This is a genomic window from Croceibacterium mercuriale, assembly GCF_000802385.1.
GTDB lineage: Bacteria > Pseudomonadota > Alphaproteobacteria > Sphingomonadales > Sphingomonadaceae > Croceibacterium > Croceibacterium mercuriale.
The window spans coordinates 2,033,548-2,050,826 of record NZ_JTDN01000001.1; the positions used below are offsets into that span (position 1 = coordinate 2,033,548).

Sequence of the window (17,279 nt, forward strand, 5' to 3'; positions counted from 1 at the left end):
GTTGGATCGCCTGATACAATCGGTCGGCCCTGGACGGAGTGGATCGCGTCGGAGGACACCCTGCTGCGATCAGGTCAGGGAACTGTCGATCATATCCCTGAATGTCCCGATGGCATCACCCTCGGCCATCTTGCCGCGGACAATGGCGGCAGACAGGGCTTCGCCCGCGCCGACCAGACCTGTGCAGAGACGAGTGGCGGCGCTTCCGGACAGGTCGCAGAATGGTCGGAGGACGGAAACGAACATCGCAACGGAGTGGCCGAGCAGTTCGTCGTACACTTCGGCTTTCTCCGAACTTCCGGCCAGCGCCGCGCCGACAATGTGGAACTCGCCGGTAAGATCGGCCGCACAGCGGATATAGGCATCGGCCAGGCACGCTATCGTCTCCTCACGATCCTTGGGAGCGGCGGCCATGGCCAGGCGGAACGTATCGATGCGTTCGGTGTCGATCCAGCGATAGAGCTCTATCAACAGGCCGGATCGAGAGCCGAAATGGTCATAGACGACCGGCTTCGACACACCTGCACAGGTCGCAAGATGCCCCAGCGTCAGACGATCGGCACCGTCCGCCCGAATGACTTCAAGGGCTGCGCCAAGCAGCTGACGACGGCGGTCAGCCCTCGAAAGCCTGCGGCCGCCCTGGGGGAGATTGTCGCTTGTGCCGGACACCGTGAAGTACCTGATTGCCAAACCTACCAAAAGTAGCTTATTGCTTCCTACGAAACGTAGCTTATTGGCTTCAGCAGGAGATGCGTCAATGTCTGTCTCACCTATCCTTCTCATGGGCGGTTCCGGGGAGATCGGTCGGCTCACCGCCAAGGCTCTGCGGGCGCAGCATCCCGGACTTCCCTTGCTGATCGGTGGTCGGAGCACGGCCAGGGCGCAGCAGTTGGCCAGCGTTCTGGGCAATGCCGAGGCGGTAGTCATCGACCCCCGCGCCGAGGATCTCGGCCTCGGCGATCGGCCTGTCAGTGCAGTGGCGGTCTTCTTCGCGGACGAGCGGCTATCGGGATTGCGCTATGCCCATGCCCGCGGAGTTCCGCACCTCAGCATATCGTCCGGCATCTACGAGATTGCACCCGAGATCGCGATCCACATGCAGCGCCCGGACGCCGCGGCGGTTGTGCTCGGCTATGAGTGGCTGGTCGGCGCCACCACCATCGCGACGCTCGCTTGTGCAGAACCCTTCGCCCGGGTCGAAAGCATCAGGATCGGTGCGCTGGTGGATGAGGATGACCAGGGCGGCCCTGCGGTCGCGGAAGACTTCGAGCGCCTCGGCAGGGTGATGCCCTCCGTTCTTGCAAGATCGGACGGTGCCTTTGTCTGGCGCACGCGGGACGATGCAGCCTGCGAATTCCGGGCGATCGACGGAACCGCAATCAAGGCTGCGGGCTTCTCGTCCATCGACATCGCCGGCCTCGCGGCCGTGACAGGGGCGAGCGATATCGTATTCGCCATCGGTACCGGTATCAGCTCGAGCCGGCGAGCGGGCGGTGCGAAATCGACCGAGATCATCATCGAACTAACCGGTACCGACGCTCAGGGTGCCCCCTTGCGCAGCCGACACGCCGTGTTTCATCCAGGTGGAGCGGCGCCGCTGACGGCGCTCGGGACAAGCATGTTGCTCGAACGGCTGGCAGGCTTGGACGGCAAACCCGCCACCCAGCCGGGACTGTTCTTCCCGTATCAGGTCCTCGACCACGCCGCCTATCTGGCACGATTGGAGCAGGAGGGCGGACAGATCATGACGCTTCCATACTCATGACGGACCAAGGGCAGGAGAGCCCCCGGACCCACTCGCTGGTGGTCATGGCACACCCGGCCGCCGCTTCTCTTACCCGCGCCGTCACTGCTGCGATTGTCCAGGCGCTTGAGGCCGTCCGACACACGGCACAGATCGCCGATCTCGCGCGCGAGGGATTCAACCCGATCTTCGGCCCGGCGGATCATGCAGCTTATGCTGCGGGCGGACCCACGCCGGATGATGTGCTGAGAGAGCAGCGGCGGATCGACCGGGCCGATCACCTCATCCTGGTCTACCCGGTCTACTGGTGGTCGATGCCGGCGCTGCTCAAAGGCTGGATCGACCGGGTCTTCGTATCCGGATGGGCATTCGACGAGGACGCCGAGCTTGGCATCGTCAAGAAGCTCGATCAGCTGAAGGTGCACCTTGTCGCACTGGGCGGAGCCGACAAAGCGACCTATGCCAGACGCGGATACCGTCAGGCGATGCAGACGCAGATCGAGCACGGCATCTTCGACTTCTGCGGCGCACCGGTCGTCACGTCGCAACTGATCACGACAAACCACCCGGACGCGGCGGCTCTCCCTCTCGAGGCGGCACAATCCATCACCAGGCGCTTGTCGTGATCGGCGGTGGTCATTTCCACTCACGAGGACGATGACCGACACCCACCAAGCTGGCCCTGCTTTCTGCCACGAAGTTCCGGCCCTACCCTGCCGGATCTGCGTGGCAGGAAGCTCGCAGGCCGGGGCGTCGCGCTTACTGGTCGACACCGTGAGAACTGGCGCACTATGATGCGGGGTCATCACGACCCGAGGTTCACGCCACCATGTTCAAATCAAGTTCCGCCGCACTATGCTTGGTTGCCACAGCAACATTCGGTCTGTCCGCCTGCGGCGAGGGGAACGAAGCCACCAGCGATGCCGCCGCTGGCGCCGCCACCCAGGTGGGCGCGGAGGGCGGGCCCCAGGTGGCAGGGGCCGCGGCGCTCAATATCGCTGACGGACCGGATGTGTGTTTCCGTGCCATCGCCCAGCATCTCGGCCCCGATGCCAAGGTGGCCGAGATCAACTCCTTCTTCAGTTCGGGCGAGGCCATCGACAGCAGCGACGACGAACCGCAAGGGCAGCTGACCGTCTGCTCGGTGCAGTATCAGGACCCTGCCGATGCGCGAAAGCTGCTCGGCACGTCCATGAACGTCCAGACGGGCGAGTTCGAGGCACCGAGCCGGATCGACATCACGGTCACCGGGGGCGACGCGTCCGAGTTCAAGCTGGCGGATTACATCATCCCGCTTGCGCAGGTGAACGCTGCCGGCCTGGCGCCGTTCATGGAGGCCCAGAAGGGCCCGATGGGCAAGATCTACAGCAGCTTTGCCTGGTCGGGCGTGCGGCTGATGTCGCCGGGCGTGTTCAGCGACGTGCATGTGCTGCGGCTGGACATCGACGGGCGGCTCGCCACCAACGATATCAAGGAAAGCGGTTACGCAGAGTTCGCCGTCGATGGCACCACGCTCAAGAGCAACAATCTGGAGCCGTAACGATCGAGCCGCGCCGCCGCCGTGACATCGTGTCGCGGCGGCGGCACCCGACCACCGCGGTCGGGACGCGGGGAACCGGCCTACCCGTCCGGATCGGGACCATGCATGCGGCGGCACGGCGAGGAGCCTCCCACGATCCTGCCGAACAGCAGCATGATGGCCGCCGCTAAGTTTGCGGGCGTAACCATGACGCCCGGTATTGTCCCGAGAGCCACGCTGCAGGACCGGACGCACCCTGATCCAGCGGCTTGCGCGCCGCGAACAGGCTCTCGGTTGTAGCGCCGGCCCTCCGATCTACGTCAAGCGCGACGATCTGATGGGCATCGGCAGGGCGGCAACAAGCTTCGAAAGCTGGAGTTCCTGATCGGTGAGGCGCTGGGATCATCAGTGAACGGGGTACCTGACGGCAACCTCCAAGTGGGCGATAGCGATGACAGGAAGCCGGTGGCAGTAGCCTCAGACAGAAGCCGGGATTGCCGTCGCGGGTGACGAGCTGGCGCCAACCGGCCTAAGAAGGGTCAGGCGGCAACGCCGGATGTGGAGGAACCTGGCGTATGCAGATCTGCCGTTCGATTCTTGGTGCGGCGCTCGTGCTTGTGACGCTGGCGGCGGTCCCGCTGCAGGCGCAGGAAGCACCCGCAGCTATCTATGGCGAGCTGTTCCAGCAGATCCAGACAGAGCGCATCTTTCCCGACGGCAAGACATTTGCCGATGCGGAGCCACGCCGTGACCCGGCGGCGATCATGGCCGATTACCGGCGCACAGCGCCTGACACGCCGGTGGCACTCGAAGACTTCGTCCTGGCGAACTTCAAAGTCCCGGGGGTGAACGACCGGGGCCTCAGCACTCTGCGTCGCCACATTCGCAACCTGTGGCCCATGCTGGTGCGCGAGCCCGATGAGCCGACACCGGGCGGATCGCTCCTGCCGATGACCGAACGTTACGTGGTGCCAGGCGGCCGCTTCCGCGAGATGTACTACTGGGACAGCTATTTCACCATGCTGGGCCTGGCGGTGGACGGACAGCAGCAGCTGATCGAAGCCATGCTGGACAACTTCACCGCCACCATCGAGCGGTTTGGACACATTCCGAACGGCATGCGCACCTATTATCTGGGCCGCTCGCAGCCACCCTTCTTCGCCCTGATGCTGGACCTGTCGCACGATGAGGATCCGGTGCTGGCGGCACGCCGGCTGGCGGCGCTGCGGCAGGAGCATGCCTACTGGATGGCGGGCACATCGTGCCTCGACGCGACAGGTGCTTGTGCGCGCGTCGTGCGCATGCCGGATGGTGTGCTGCTCAACCGTTACTGGGACGATCACCCGCTGCCGCGGGATGAATCCTATGTCGAGGATCTGACCACTGCGCAGGAGGACCCCTCGCGCGCCGCAACGGAGATCTACCGTCACTTGCGTGCCGGCGCGGAAAGCGGCTGGGACTACAGCAGTCGCTGGCTTGCCGATCCGCAACGCCTGTCGACGATCCGCACGACCGACATCGTGCCGGTGGACCTCAACAGTCTGATGTTGATCATGGAAGAAGAGATCGCCGGGCGCTGCGCTGCCCAGGACGATCAAGCCTGTGCCGCCGCGTACACCGAGATGGCCGGCGAGCGGCGTGCAGCGCTTCAGCGCTATTTCTGGATGCCGGAGGAGGACCGCTTCGCCGACTGGGATCGCGTGTCCCAAGCGCCGACACCGCGCGTCTCCGCAGCGATGCTCTTTCCGCTTTTCGCCGGCGCCGCGACGAAGGAACAGGCTGCAGCGGTGGCGCAGACCGTCACCCGCACCCTGCTGGCCCCCGGAGGCTTGCGCACGACCCCGCTGCATACCGGCGAGCAGTGGGATGCACCCAATGGCTGGGCGCCGTTGCAGTGGATCGCCATCGCCGGACTCGAACGATCAGGGCAGGAAGCGCTGGCCTGCGAAGTTTCCCGACGCTGGCTGGACACGGTGGCCGGGACATTCACCGAGACGGGCAAGATGCTGGAGAAATACAACGTGGAGGAGCGTACGCCCGGCGGCGGCGGTGAATATCCGACGCAGGACGGCTTTGGCTGGACCAACGGGGTGACCAGCGCGCTCCTTGAAAGATACGCAGGCAACCCGGCTTGCGACATGCAGCGACCGGCGATCAGTCTACTGTACGCGCGATGATGTGAGCAGCAGCTGCCGGCTGATCGATGCAAGCGTTCACCAACAGACATCTTGCCCAAGCGGATCCGGATGCCTGGACGGGTGTCCGGACGATGAAGCGCCTTGCAACCGCCTGGCAGATGCACAACAAACGGCTGGATTTTCCCTGGCTCGGATGCCCGGTCGGGACATCAACTGCCTGAAGGATGCGCTGGCGTGCGGGAACTGATGACACGTGCATGTCTTGGCACGGCCATGCTGGTCCTGTCCGCCTGCAGCGGGTCGTCTGGGCCGGTAGATCCGGCTGCGGTACAACTGCGGAGCCGCTGATGCGCGTGACCGGCGGCGAGCGGGTAGAGATGGTGCCATCCGCCAAGGATGACGACAGCTTGATGATGCGCAAGACGCCCATGATCCCGATAATTCGCATCGCCCTGCTGCTGGCCGCCGTGGCGCTGACGCCCGCCGTTCGGGCGCAGGATGGCGCCGGCCTGCTGTTCGCCGTCTCCGCCGATGATGCAGGAACCGCGCAGGTCGCTGGCGGCGAAGCACGGCCGATCTTTGCCCGCGGGCTTTCCACCGTGGCCGATGGCGCGCATGGGCCGGCGCTGTCACTGGATGACGATCTGGCGCTCGCCTGGTCGGCTCCGGGCAACATCCAGGCCCAACGCGGCACATTGTCCTTCTTCCTGCGCACGCGCACGCCGTTGGGCGAGGCGCCGGTGACCTTGTTCCGGGTGGGCGCGGCGGACGGCACCAGCTGGGATATGAGCTGGCTGCGGATCGACTGGAACGGGGCAGGCTACGACGCCTTCGTCACGGATACCAACCTGGCCCGCACCCGTGTGTCCGCACCTATGGCCGCGCCCTCGCCGGACGCCTGGGTGCATGTGGCCTTCGCCTGGGACGAGCAGGCCGGCGTCCGGCTGTGGATTGACGGGCGGCAGGTCGCCGCGTCCGACCGGCGGGCGCGCTACGACACCGGGCTGTTCGGGTTCGGCCCGTTCCAGCGGATCGTCAGCCCGTACCAGGTCCACTCGATGTACAATTTCCGCCGCTCGGGCGATCTTGACGAGTTGCGCATCTACGACCGGATGCTGGATGATGCCGGGATCGCGGCGCTGGCGCGCAACGAGACACCCGCCCTGCCGCCGCTGGATGATCCTGCGATCCGCGCCGACTGGCTGCGGCGCCATGGCTGGCAGGACGCAGCTCCCCCGCCGCTCGACGCGCCGGTCACTGCCATCCGCAAGGTCGAATTCGCCGATACGCGGGACCTGAAGGCAAAGATGCTGCGGGGGGCGGACGGCATCCGGGAGACGACCTGGCCCGGCGTCTACAACCGCTCTCGCCTGCCGGGCCGGGACGATTACTTCCAGCTGCCCGACTGGAACGTCTATTCCGCAGGTGGTCGCACCTACGACCTGGCCTTGCCGGACGAGCCGTGGAACCGGATCGAGCTGACCGGCGCCGCCCATGGCACGCTCGAGCGGGTGGCGGGCGATGTACCGGGCGTGCTGCTGCGCCGGCGCGAGGGCGTGGAGCGGACCACCACGCAGCTGGCGCAGGACCGGCACGGCGGCACCATCCGGTGGCGGAACGATACGCCCGAGACGCCGATCCAGGAGATCGCCGCCTATCATGTCGCGCCCGGCGCGGTGCCGCAGGGGCTGGTGACGCTCAGCTACAGCATCGATCCCGGCGCCGACCCGCGCCGCTATGCCGCGCTCGCCGAAACCCGCGCCTTCATCGCCGGCCGGTTCGTGCCGGCTGAGCGCAGCACCGTTGTCGCCCTGCCCGCCGGCGCGCCGCGCGATGTGCGTGAGGCCGGCACCACCCTAACCCAACCGGTGGTGCATGTGCTGGTGCCCGCGGACTTCCGCGATCCGCCGCCGGGAGAGGCACCCAGCCGGTTCTCCTATGGCTGGCAGAACATGGATGCAGGACTGGACGGCATCGCGCTCGACTTGCCCGCGCTGGACGGGCCGGCAATGCAAGGCGGGCTGATCCCGCTCAACATCCGCGTGCGCGATCCGCTGTGGCCGGCGCGCGACCTGCTGGACATCAATGTCTCCGTCCACCGGGGCGAGGCGCGTACCTTGTGGCTCGACACGCGCGACCGCATCCTGACCGGCGAGCACAGCCTGATGCTCTCGATCAGCGCAGGCAGCGCCGGCTTCGATGCGGCTGCGCTGGCAGGTGCCCGCCTGCGCCTGGTGTTCAAGCCGGCGGCCGATGCCAAGGCCGAACATGTCGCCGACCGGCTGGAGCAGGCGCGCGACAACCTTGCCTTCCTGGTGGAGGAGCAGCCCAACCAGCGGCTGTTCCCCGTGTGGACCCGGTTCGAGCGGGACATCTCGGATGTGCTGCGCGTCGATCCCGGCAATGCGCTCGCGCGCGCCTACTGGGTCGAGAAGAACCCGGAACAGCCCTACGCGCCGCTCGCACTACCCCAGCCACCCGCCGGCGTGCCCGCCTGGGCACACTGGCAGACCGAACAGCTGAAGCTGTTCCGCCGCTTCGTGAACTGGTGGATCGACGAGCGGCAGGTGGACAATGGCGAGTTCGGCGGCGGGCTGTCGGACGATACCGACCTGGTGAACCAGTGGGTGCCGCTTGCCGCCATGGGCGTGCAGCCCGACAGACTGGCCGCCTCCGTCCGCCGGCTGCTGGATGCGACCTATGCCAATGGCATGTGGACCGGCGGGCTCAGCCGCATCGCCACCGATGAACTGCATTCCTACGAAGAAGGCATCAACTCCGTCGCGCAGGCGATGCAGATGGAGTGGGGCGATCCCGCCGCGATCGAGCGCGCCATGCAGGTCGCGCGCGAATATCACCGGCTCGTGGAGATGAACCCGGTCGGGCACAGCCATCTGGTGAGCAGCTACTTCAGCGGTTCGCAGATCTACCGGGAGGGAACGCTCGGCTGGCAACGGCCCTTCGGCTTTCTCCTCTTCCATTCCGGGCTGCTGCTGGTGAACTGGAACGGTGCTCCGGCGGTGCGGCAGACAGTGCTGTCACTGCTGGATGGCTGGCTGGCCCACGGAGAAGAGCGTGACAGCACCCTCCGCCTGCCGGCCGAGATCGAATGGGTGACCGATCGGTCGCAGGGCAACGGCGTCGGCAACGCGTCCCATCTGTTCTGGGCCGCTTACGACTGGACAGGCGATGCCCGCTACCTGCGTCCGCTGCTGGGAAACCTGGCGAAAGGTGATGTGGCCCCGCTCGCCGCCGTCAATGTCGACCTGCTGGCACGGGTCCCCGATGGCGCTGCAATCGCACAGACCATCGCCGGTGCCGGCGCCGGCAAGGATGGTCGCGCGGTGGACCGCAATCTGGGCGGAGTGGGCGATGCCGCCCTCGCCCGCTTCGTGCGCTGGCAGCAGACGGGCGATACCGCCCTGCTGGCCGATCTGTGGCAGGCGGAGGTCGCCACCACCACACAGCGCCTGCCGGTGCTGACCGAGGCGCATTTCTGGTCCGACCGGGTCAGCCTGCCCAGCGAGCTGCTGCAGCGCGCGCGGCTGGGCGGGGTCGCGCATCGGCGCAACGCGCCCTACCCCGGCAATCTGGTCGGCTGGCGCTTCGACCAGCCGCTCGCGGCGGAAGATGTCGGCATCCTGGTCCTCCCGCAGGGCCGCGATCGCTTCCGCGTGACCGCGCACAATCTGTCTGCCCGCACTATCGCGGCGCAGCTGATCGGAGCGGAGCTGCCAGCCGGCACCTGGACCATGCAGGGCGGCGTCGATGCGGATGGTGACGGCGCGGCCGACATGCCCGGCCCGACACAGCAGGTGGCGCTGGAGCGCGGCGTTGGCACCGCGCTGGACCTGCCGCCGGGTGTCAGCGTGGTGTATGATTTCGCGCTGGTCAGCCCGCATGACGATCCCGCGACCCGTCCTGACATCGGCCTGTCGGCGGACGACCTGATGCTGCGCGGACGCCGGCTGAGCGTCCGGACCCACTCCCTTGGCGCGCAGCCCACACCGGCCGGCACCGCGATTGCGAGCGACAGCACGGGCCACGAGCTCGCGCGTACCCGCTTCCCGGCACTGGCGGCCCCGGCGGACCTGTTGCCGCGCACAACCGAGATCGCCCTGACGCTGCCACGCGGCATCGATGGTGGCATGCAAGTGCGGTTGGAATTGGATGGCGCTCCGCGCGAGGTGACGGCCGCGAACAACCAGGCTCGGCTGGGTGACGTCATAGCGTCCCGGATCAATGTGGGTCGGTGAGCCTCTTGCTCGCCGTACCCCTGCGCGGGGTCATAAGCGCCCCTGCTTCTCACCCAGTGCATGGGTCCGCATCGCGCCTCCGGCAAAATCTGACGGTCATCGCAGCTCGCCCATTGTCAAGCGCCGACCTGACATGCGCCGAACAGCTGACTGTCCTGCTCGTCGCGCCTCTGAACGGCTTGGGCGATACGCGAAAGCCTAGCAGCAACGTGACCGGCGTCTAACCTTCGGAGAATAGAAGTGGACTGTATCAGGCCCCTTGTAACCGTGGGCACATGCGACAGTCGGCCAATCAGTCAGAAATGTCGTACGCTTCAGAATTGACCAATGACACCCGTGACGACTTCAGCATCATGTTCTCGATCAGCTTCAATGGCTACTCTCCAGGATTGCCACGCCCCAAGGCTCGACCGTGGAAGCGGCAGTCTGACCCGTCAGAAGATCTGTTCCATCGGCCAGCTCTTTAGGAAGATCCTGCCTCTCTCGCGAGTAATTGAGCAGATAGCGGACACGGTCGCCATTCGTCAGGGTGCCGCTACGCACGATGAGCGGAAACCGGGCAGTCTCTGGCCAGACAACGCCAGCGCGGGTTGCAGTGTCGGTCAGGACGCCTTCGATCATCGCATCCGACGGCATGAAGCCGATGTAGGTCACCTCCCCCTTGCCATGAGCGTTGCGGGTGATCGCAGCGTAATCAGGCCATGAATGGTGTTCGAAGCGGGCAAGCACCTCGGCAGTTGTCGGGGTCAGGAACTCCATCCACCAGCGCGCCTCCAGATCAGCTCCGGCGAGGCCGTAGGCCCCGGGCGTGATCCTGACCTCCTTGGGTTCGGTGAACAGCTGGTAGCTCACCCCTGCTGCTTGGGCGATTGCGCCGGGCTGCGATGCGTAGCGCACCTTGGTATCCTCATCGGAGAACCCGCTCTTGAACGTGTAGACCAGGTGGCCGCCGGCTTCGGCAAACGCGTTAAGCCGGGCGATCTCCTCGTCACTTGCCGCATACAGGGCCGGCACGACGATCATCTTGTACTTCGACAGATCAACGTTGCCATCAGGCGAGATGATGTCGGCCTCGATATTCCTTCTGTACAGCGCGTCATAGAAGGGTCGCATTACCTGATTGTATTCGATGTTTCCTGGCAGCTTGAACGAGTCGAATGCGCTCTGCGCGCGATTGCTGACATAGATGGCGACGTCATTGCTCTTTTCGATATCCGCAAGCGTCGGCCCGAGGCGCCTGATGTCAGCACCGATCCCTGCCGCCGCCTGGTAGATCTCGTTCGGTTGGTAGTCCTGGGTCAGCAATCCGCGCCAGTACGTCTCGACCGCGTTCGACGTTGTGGCCCAGTGCCAGTACGCAACCATGTTCGCGCCGGATGCGAGATGGCTGAAGGCTTGTAGCCGCAGCTGACCCGGATAGGGTGTCCACTGCAGCCACCCCTGCGCTTCGGTCTCGATGACGTAGTAGTTTGCGCCACCCTTCAGCGAACGTGCCAGATCACCCCCGAAGGCAATCTCCACACCTGTCAGGCCATCTTGCGACGGGTGGTAGATGTCGATGCCGGCGACGTCGAGCGGCCGCGCTGCCAACCAGTGGTTGACCTCGGGCTGGATACCGTAAGACGTTTGTAGCCAGCCCAGGTCAAAGTTCTGGGTGATGAACTGGTCGTCGCGCGCGTGCTTGCGCACCAGCGCCGTCTGCCAGGCGAGGAACTCCGTGACGAGACCTCTCTGGAACTCGGCAAAGGCGTTCTTGACGCTCGCGTTCATCGTTCCGGTTGTCGATGGGAAGTCTTCCCACCGGTTGACCCGATTGCTCCAGTAATCGAGGCCCCAGGCGTCATTCAGTTCGTCAAGGCTCCCCCACTTCGCCCGCAGCGCCGTTACGAAGGCAGCCTGCAAGTTCGGACCTGCGGTGTTGTAAGCCTTCGTTTCGTTGTCGACCTGATAACCGATCACCGCCGGGTGTTCAGCGACATGGGCAATCAGGTTTTCGATGACCCGCTGAGCCGCTGCGCGATAATCCGGGTTGGTGATGTCCATGTTCTGGCGATAGCCGAACCTCGCCTGCCCCTCTGGCCTCGTCACCAGGACATCAGGGTACTCACGTGCGAGCCATGTCGGGATCGCGTAGGTTGGCGTGCCGACGATAACCTTGATGTCATAGCGCTGCGCCGCGGAAAGCATCCGGTCAACATGGCTAAAATCGAAGACACCCGGCTGCGGTTCGAGCGTCCCCCACGTCGACTCCGCAATCCGGACGACCGTGATGTTCGCCTTTTTCATCAGGCGGAAGTCCTCATCGATGCGATCAACGGGCGTGTATTCGTCATAATACGACACCCCATAAAGGATCGACTGTGGTGTGCGATCGACCTCCTGCGCTTCGACTGGCACGGGGATCAAGCCGGGCCAGACCGTGACGAAAGCTGACCAAGCGACAAAGCTTGTCAGACCCGACGTGGAGAAGTGACGCCGCATGTTACGCATCTGCCGATGTTCCTTTGCTTTTGATTGAAGGGGACATTGCCACGCGACAACCTCGACTCTTCGTACCGTGACTCCATCTGGATGGAAGTGCTGGCACGCCAGCAGTCGTGACAGCGATCCATCGATTGTCCGTCCGTGAAGGCCGCATTATCCCGATGCACCCGGATCACGGACATCAGATGCCGGATGACCTAAGCCGCAAGACAATCCGGGCTATTCGCTCCTGGGCCGACTGCGCGGGCTCGCCGAGCTGCGCGGGCTGGAGCGCAAAAGCGCGCATGTAGTGAACACGGCAGCGTGATCCTGGCTCAAGCGTAAGCCCCGTTGACTACAAAAAAAGCTAATCATCCACCACAAAACCAATCGGTTTTCTAAGCCGGCAAAATCCACTTACTCCTTGTCCCGACAGATCGCGGCCAAAGAGCCGCACGGAGGGGCATCGTGGAAGCGTTGAAGATACTCGCGATTGGCGGCGGCATAGGCGGACTCACCGCCGCCATCACGCGACGTGGCCGTGGCGACACGGTCGAAGTTGTGGAGCGCGATCCGCACTGGTCTGTCTGCGGCGTCGGCATCATCCAGCAAGCCAACGTCGTGCGAGCGATGGCGCATCTTGATCTGCTGGATGACTACCTGGCGGCCAGTGTCAGCTTCGACGCTGTCGAGGTATTTCTCCTAGTGGTCAGCAGGTCGCGCGCGCACGATCCCCCCGCTGACCGCGTACCGCGATCGGCGGTTCGACCGATGTGCCTACATCGTCCGGACGATCGCGCAGCATGGCGCCGTGTTCGTGAATCTGAACTATCGTCATGGCGTACTCGGCTTCCTTGCTCATCCGGATCTGTCACGGGAATCTTCTCACCAGACATCTGGCAATTATGGCTTCCTTGATCAGATCGCGGCTCTGGGCTGGGTTCGTGACAACATCAGCCAGTCCGGTGGCGATCCCGACAATGTGACCGTTGTCGGCCAGTCGGCAGGCTTCATGTCGGTGCTGGCGCTACAAGCAAGCCCTCTTGCAAACGGATTGTCTCAACGGACCGTCGGCATGAGCGGAGCCTCCGTTGGTTCGATCGGCCGTTTGTAATCCGTGCGCTTCAGCAAGCGGCAGAGGGCGTCAAGTTCCAGCAACTCATCGAGGCTGACACCTTGGCAGACATGCGCAACCTGCCGGTGGATCGGCTAACCGTGCCGCGCGTACCAGGCGCGCCCGCGATCGGGGCCAGCCAGGATGGCTATGTGCTGACGTCACCAGTCGAGACAACCTTCGCTGAAGGCAAGCAGAACGACGTGCCGTTGCTGCTCGGCTTCACACGTGATGAAGCGCTCTGTGGCTTTGGAGCAGTAGAAGGACTGGCACGTGGGAAAGCTTTAACCGGTATCGTCGCACGCGTGCTTGGACGCCCAAGGATCGTGCGCTGAGCAGTGCAATGACGGAGACCTTGATCGCCTTTGCCAAGGCAGGATTTATCGGTGGGCGCGGTGAACGATCAAGCGTCGCGCCTATGACCGAACGACGTCAATGGCGCAGCAACACTGCGGAAAGCGTAACACAAACAAACGTTTGCATTCTGATTCAGATCTCTAAGCAAATAACTTTGCGAGTCTTGTGATGCAGGTGTAAATACTGAGTCGAGCTACAGCAGCGCGCCTCACTTTTCGAGGAGGCGCTGGTTAGAAGTGCTTGAAACTCAGGTTCTATACTTGGGTTGGGGAGGATGCTGTGAACGCCTGCGTCATGGTGCGATCTGTCGGGCAGGCGCGACCGAGCATGGCGGTGGCGATCGCCCATGGTCTCGGGCTACCGATCGATGCGACACTGCGCGCCATCTATCAGGCACCGTCGCGGCTGGTGCGCGGATTGCAGCCGGCCGCCGCCGAGAAACTGGCCCGCATGCTGGCGGAAACCGGCCTCGAGATAGAAGTGGTGCCAGACGATCTGGTTGCCGAGACGGATGCGGGTCGACTGATGGATGTCGCCGTCCATGTGATCGACGCCGACGCTGCGCGGGAGGTCCCCGCGATCCTGGCCGCGTTCTGCGCCTGTGACGAGGCGCGGGCGATCGATCTGCTGGTCACGCCGCCGGGACTTGTCCTCGGCTCCGTCAGCCAGGCGACGTTGGATGCGCTCCGGGCGGCGCTGGTCGGGCACGGTGTGGCGGTGGTCGGCTCCGTACAGCAGCAGGCGCGCTTTGCCGCGTTGCCAGCGACGATCTCCCACAAGGCCGCGGACGAGATCCGCCGGCAACTGGCAGAGCTGGATCCGCTCGACCTGACGCATGGGCAGGCCCGCGCGCTGTGGGACCGTTATGGCCGCACCGGTCATGTCCGGATCGTGGACCGTGCCTTCCTGCGCTTCGCGCTGTGGCTGGATGGCGCGGACGCACAGCCCGATCTTGCCGCGCTGGATCGGCTGAGCGCGGTTCCTGCCCCCTACCATCATGACGTGCTGGCAGCGGCGCCGGTGATCCTGGAACATGGCCTGACACACAACGCGATGGTGGAAAAGGTATCGGCCTATGCCGCGGCCGGCCTGGTCACGCGGGGGGAGATGACCACTTTCGCTGCCGAGCGGGTGCACGTGACGAGGCTGGGCGCGGCGGCACAGGTTTCTCAGGCCGCGGCGCAGTTCGGGGTCGATCCGCCGGCAGTGGCGCCTTGGAGCTCGCCGGCGATGTTCGAGACGCGGGCCCGGCTGCTGGCCGCGGCTCTGCAGCGGGCAGGCTGCACGGCGGAGGTGGTCGATGCCTGACCCTGTCACCGGCCAGGCGCTGCATATGGCCCATTGGGGCATCGCTGAAAGCGGCAAGCTGGCGCTGCTGGCGGGCGATTACCCGCAGGCGCTGCGCCACTTTCGCGAGGCGATCCGGCTGGCGGTAGCCACCAGGGCGCCGGAGGTGTTCTTTCGCCATTACACCCAATGCGTGCTGGAGGCGCTGGAACTGGCCGGCGATCTGCCCGAAATCATCACCTTCTGCCGCGATGCCGATGCGCATTATGGCGACCTGTCCGACGGCAACAGCCTGCTGGCAAAGGATCATGGGGCGATCCTGGAACGGCTGGGCGTGGCGTTGCTGCAGGCGGGCGAGCTGGCGGAAGCGCAGGCCGTGCTGGCCCGCGCAGGCGCGCGAGCCGGGCCCGGCATCCTGCCGCTGGCGGAACGGCTGAGCGACTGGCTGCGGCGCGGCTTCGCCGTCCCGCCGGTCCGGCTGCGCAGCCTGCAGCGGGAACTGGGTTACTTCGTGATCCGCAAGGACAATGTCGACCGGCGGCTGGCCCGCCCCTTGCCACCAGACATGGCCGCGCCCGATCTGCGTGCCGTGCTGGCAGGCCGTTAGGCAGGAGCGCGCGATGCCCGACCTCAAGGACATGACCCCCGGCGAGATCCTGACGGAAGCCAGCGTCTCGGACTTCATCAAGGCGCTGGGCGTGTCGATCGCGGACGCCCAGCGCGCGCTGGACGAGAACAGCGTGGAGCAGATCGCCCACTTCGTGCAGCCGCGTGACGGCCTGGGTGGCCGGTCGCTGATGGATCTGGGCCTGTCGCCATCCTTCTACCACTATCAGCATGCCGACGTGGCGGTGGCGTTGCAGATCAGCCTGAAGCAGATCGAGGAGACGAGCATCGGCCTGAACCTGGGCGTGAAGGTCGATACCGGCTCAACTTCCAACGACAGCAGCAATTCGTCCAGCAGCTCCAGCGAAACCGGCAGTTCCACCAGCACCAGCCACCGCCAGGCGGAGGTGAAGATCGCGATGAAGAGCGAGGGCGCGCTGAAGGTCGGCGGGCAGGATTATCAGCTGCAGGGCACCGACCCCCGCGCGCGCATCGCCGACCTGCGCCAGCGCCTGGCAGGCAGCCAGTCCAGCGGGATCGAACGGTCGCTGGCAACGCATGAATGTGCGCCGGTGAACCCGTCCGTTACCCCGGCGTCCGAAAAGGTGGTGACGACGCCCAACACCGTCACCTTTCTGGGTGGCGGCACCTATTCGGCGGCGATCATCCGCATCTCCGCCAATCCGGGAGTCGCTGAAACCTACACGTTGAGATCCGGCACCAGCGTCGACGTCGAACCCGCCGCCGATGTCGCCGCCTATGCCGGGAAGGTATCGGCCGCCATCAAGGGGCTTGGCTATGACACTTTCATCGTGGGCGGGCCGAAGCGCAAACTGCAGGAGGTGTTCCACGAGTTCGATCAGGAGGAGTTCGACCACGATCCGGCCTACAAAAGCTGGCAGAACCCCTCGCTGCAAAATCTCGCCGGGTGGCTGAAAAAAACGGGTCACGCGATCACGCTGGAGGGGATGACCGACACCAGCGGGCCGCCCCCATACAACGTGAAGCTGGGCACGGCACGCGGCGCCTATGTCCACCAGCGCATGCTGGATTACGCGGCACCGGCCGACCAGATGACGCTGTTGCCCAGCAAGGGGGAACAGCACTGGCGCGATCTGGGCCAGCCGGACAGCGTCAAGGATGAAGATCACCGCATCGTCGACATGCGGTTCAAGGATGTGACCGACTGGTTCGTGGTGGTGCGCGGTGATGATGCGCACCCGATCGTCAAGGCGGAGGTCAAGCCCGACCAGCTGGCCAATCCTGCCAGCGGTGCCAACGGCTTCGTCCACGTCTATCGCCCGCAAGGCGGTACGCTGACCGGCAGCAGCCGCAAGGTCTCCGCCAGCGGGCAGGACTTCCCTTTGCGCGGCACGGGGGCCGGTGGGCAGGCCGAACATGCGCCGGAAAGCTACGCCATCAACCTGGCGGCCGACATCAATGCCAACGCCGCGGCGAAGCTGAAGGCGTGGGTCAACGGTGCCACGGTCCACCTTTGCCCCGAAGGTGCGGAATGGACGTTGACGCTGCTGACCAGCGAAAGCCGGGAAATCCAGCTGTCTGGCACGGACGACGTGACCGTCACCACCCAGTTCAGCCGCACGCAGAGCCAGTCCATCACGCAGACGAAGACCGGCACCACCACGGTGGCAGTCGGGGTGACGCTGGATGTACGTTATTCCAAGCAGTACGAGACCAACGTCACCGGCAATTCCTCCATCGCGGCGCGCATCGTTGCGGTGCCGGCTCCGCCCGAGTTCCTGGCGACGATCAAGGAATATCTGTCATGATCGGG

The 17,279-nt window shown here is 65.0% G+C and carries 13 protein-coding genes; 10 read left to right on the plus strand and 3 right to left on the minus strand.

What is annotated here, in order from left to right; all coding sequences use genetic code 11:
- Window positions 1-69 precede the first annotated feature (69 nt).
- Entirely contained in the window at window positions 70-669 is a 600-nt protein-coding gene (locus PK98_RS09385) for a TetR/AcrR family transcriptional regulator (protein ID WP_235425445.1), read from the minus strand.
- A gap of 88 nt (window positions 670-757) precedes the next feature.
- Here PK98_RS09385 and PK98_RS09390 point away from each other — a divergent pair, with 88 nt between their 5' ends.
- The 5 genes from PK98_RS09390 (at window position 758) to PK98_RS09410 (ending at window position 9,657) form a co-directional block, all read left to right on the plus strand.
- Window positions 758-1,765 (plus strand): Rossmann-fold NAD(P)-binding domain-containing protein, encoded by a 1,008-nt coding sequence (locus PK98_RS09390; protein WP_039095973.1) that lies wholly within the window; start codon window positions 758-760, stop codon window positions 1,763-1,765.
- A gap of 44 nt (window positions 1,766-1,809) precedes the next feature.
- Window positions 1,810-2,370, plus strand: a complete 561-nt coding sequence (locus PK98_RS09395) for an NAD(P)H-dependent oxidoreductase (RefSeq protein WP_200884992.1) — start codon at window positions 1,810-1,812, stop codon at window positions 2,368-2,370.
- Window positions 2,371-2,603: 233 nt separating this feature from the next.
- Window positions 2,604-3,284 (plus strand): hypothetical protein, encoded by a 681-nt coding sequence (locus tag PK98_RS09400; RefSeq protein WP_039095976.1) that lies wholly within the window; start codon window positions 2,604-2,606, stop codon window positions 3,282-3,284.
- A gap of 554 nt (window positions 3,285-3,838) precedes the next feature.
- Window positions 3,839-5,440 carry an alpha,alpha-trehalase TreF gene (gene treF, locus PK98_RS09405; RefSeq protein ID WP_039095978.1) on the plus strand — a complete coding sequence of 534 codons (1,602 nt, stop codon included), beginning with the start codon at window positions 3,839-3,841 and terminating at the stop codon, window positions 5,438-5,440.
- 308 nt (window positions 5,441-5,748) lie between these two features.
- Window positions 5,749-9,657, plus strand: a complete 3,909-nt coding sequence (locus PK98_RS09410; protein WP_052208280.1) for a LamG-like jellyroll fold domain-containing protein — start codon at window positions 5,749-5,751, stop codon at window positions 9,655-9,657.
- A 369-nt stretch (window positions 9,658-10,026) separates the two neighbouring features.
- On the opposite strand, the gene PK98_RS09415 is transcribed toward PK98_RS09410, so the two are convergent.
- The gene (locus tag PK98_RS09415) at window positions 10,027-12,147 is read right to left on the minus strand and encodes a beta-galactosidase (RefSeq protein WP_235425446.1); all 2,121 of its coding nucleotides are present in this window, start codon (window positions 12,145-12,147) and stop codon (window positions 10,027-10,029) included.
- Window positions 12,148-12,537: 390 nt separating this feature from the next.
- Window positions 12,538-12,759 carry a hypothetical protein gene (locus PK98_RS17045; protein ID WP_039095979.1) on the minus strand — a complete coding sequence of 74 codons (222 nt, stop codon included), beginning with the start codon at window positions 12,757-12,759 and terminating at the stop codon, window positions 12,538-12,540.
- 172 nt (window positions 12,760-12,931) lie between these two features.
- On the opposite strand from PK98_RS17045, the gene PK98_RS17360 reads away from it, so the two are divergent.
- From PK98_RS17360 to PK98_RS09435, 5 genes are all read left to right on the plus strand, one after another.
- Window positions 12,932-13,234 carry a carboxylesterase family protein gene (locus PK98_RS17360; protein WP_235425447.1) on the plus strand — a complete coding sequence of 101 codons (303 nt, stop codon included), beginning with the start codon at window positions 12,932-12,934 and terminating at the stop codon, window positions 13,232-13,234.
- Between the two features lie 71 nt (window positions 13,235-13,305).
- Entirely contained in the window at window positions 13,306-13,569 is a 264-nt protein-coding gene (locus PK98_RS17365) for a carboxylesterase family protein (RefSeq protein WP_235425448.1), read from the plus strand.
- Between the two features lie 349 nt (window positions 13,570-13,918).
- Window positions 13,919-14,899, plus strand: a complete 981-nt coding sequence (locus PK98_RS09425; RefSeq protein ID WP_152608577.1) for a hypothetical protein — start codon at window positions 13,919-13,921, stop codon at window positions 14,897-14,899.
- Complete coding sequence (locus PK98_RS09430) at window positions 14,892-15,485, plus strand: hypothetical protein (protein ID WP_200884993.1); 594 nt, start codon at window positions 14,892-14,894, stop codon at window positions 15,483-15,485. Before PK98_RS09425 ends, PK98_RS09430 begins: the two co-directional genes overlap by 8 nt.
- 13 nt (window positions 15,486-15,498) lie before the next feature.
- The gene (locus tag PK98_RS09435) at window positions 15,499-17,274 is read left to right on the plus strand and encodes an OmpA family protein (RefSeq protein ID WP_152608578.1); all 1,776 of its coding nucleotides are present in this window, start codon (window positions 15,499-15,501) and stop codon (window positions 17,272-17,274) included.
- Window positions 17,275-17,279 lie beyond the last annotated feature (5 nt).

What these genes read in the sequence shown, in the direction of transcription:
- PK98_RS09395 (WP_200884992.1), top strand. Translation starts at nt 1,810, where the DNA reads ATGGCACACCCGGCCGCCGCTTCTCTTACCCGCGCCGTCACTGCTGCG.
- PK98_RS17365 (WP_235425448.1), top strand. Translation starts at nt 13,306, where the DNA reads ATGCGCAACCTGCCGGTGGATCGGCTAACCGTGCCGCGCGTACCAGGC.
- treF (WP_039095978.1), top strand. Translation starts at nt 3,839, where the DNA reads ATGCAGATCTGCCGTTCGATTCTTGGTGCGGCGCTCGTGCTTGTGACG.
- PK98_RS09390 (WP_039095973.1), top strand. Translation starts at nt 758, where the DNA reads ATGTCTGTCTCACCTATCCTTCTCATGGGCGGTTCCGGGGAGATCGGT.
- PK98_RS09425 (WP_152608577.1), top strand. Translation starts at nt 13,919, where the DNA reads ATGGCGGTGGCGATCGCCCATGGTCTCGGGCTACCGATCGATGCGACA.
- PK98_RS09430 (WP_200884993.1), top strand. Translation starts at nt 14,892, where the DNA reads ATGCCTGACCCTGTCACCGGCCAGGCGCTGCATATGGCCCATTGGGGC.
- PK98_RS09410 (WP_052208280.1), top strand. Translation starts at nt 5,749, where the DNA reads ATGCGCGTGACCGGCGGCGAGCGGGTAGAGATGGTGCCATCCGCCAAG.
- PK98_RS09415 (WP_235425446.1), bottom strand. Translation starts at nt 12,147, where the DNA reads ATGCGTAACATGCGGCGTCACTTCTCCACGTCGGGTCTGACAAGCTTT.
- PK98_RS09435 (WP_152608578.1), top strand. Translation starts at nt 15,499, where the DNA reads ATGCCCGACCTCAAGGACATGACCCCCGGCGAGATCCTGACGGAAGCC.
- PK98_RS17045 (WP_039095979.1), bottom strand. Translation starts at nt 12,759, where the DNA reads ATGCGCCATCGCTCGCACGACGTTGGCTTGCTGGATGATGCCGACGCC.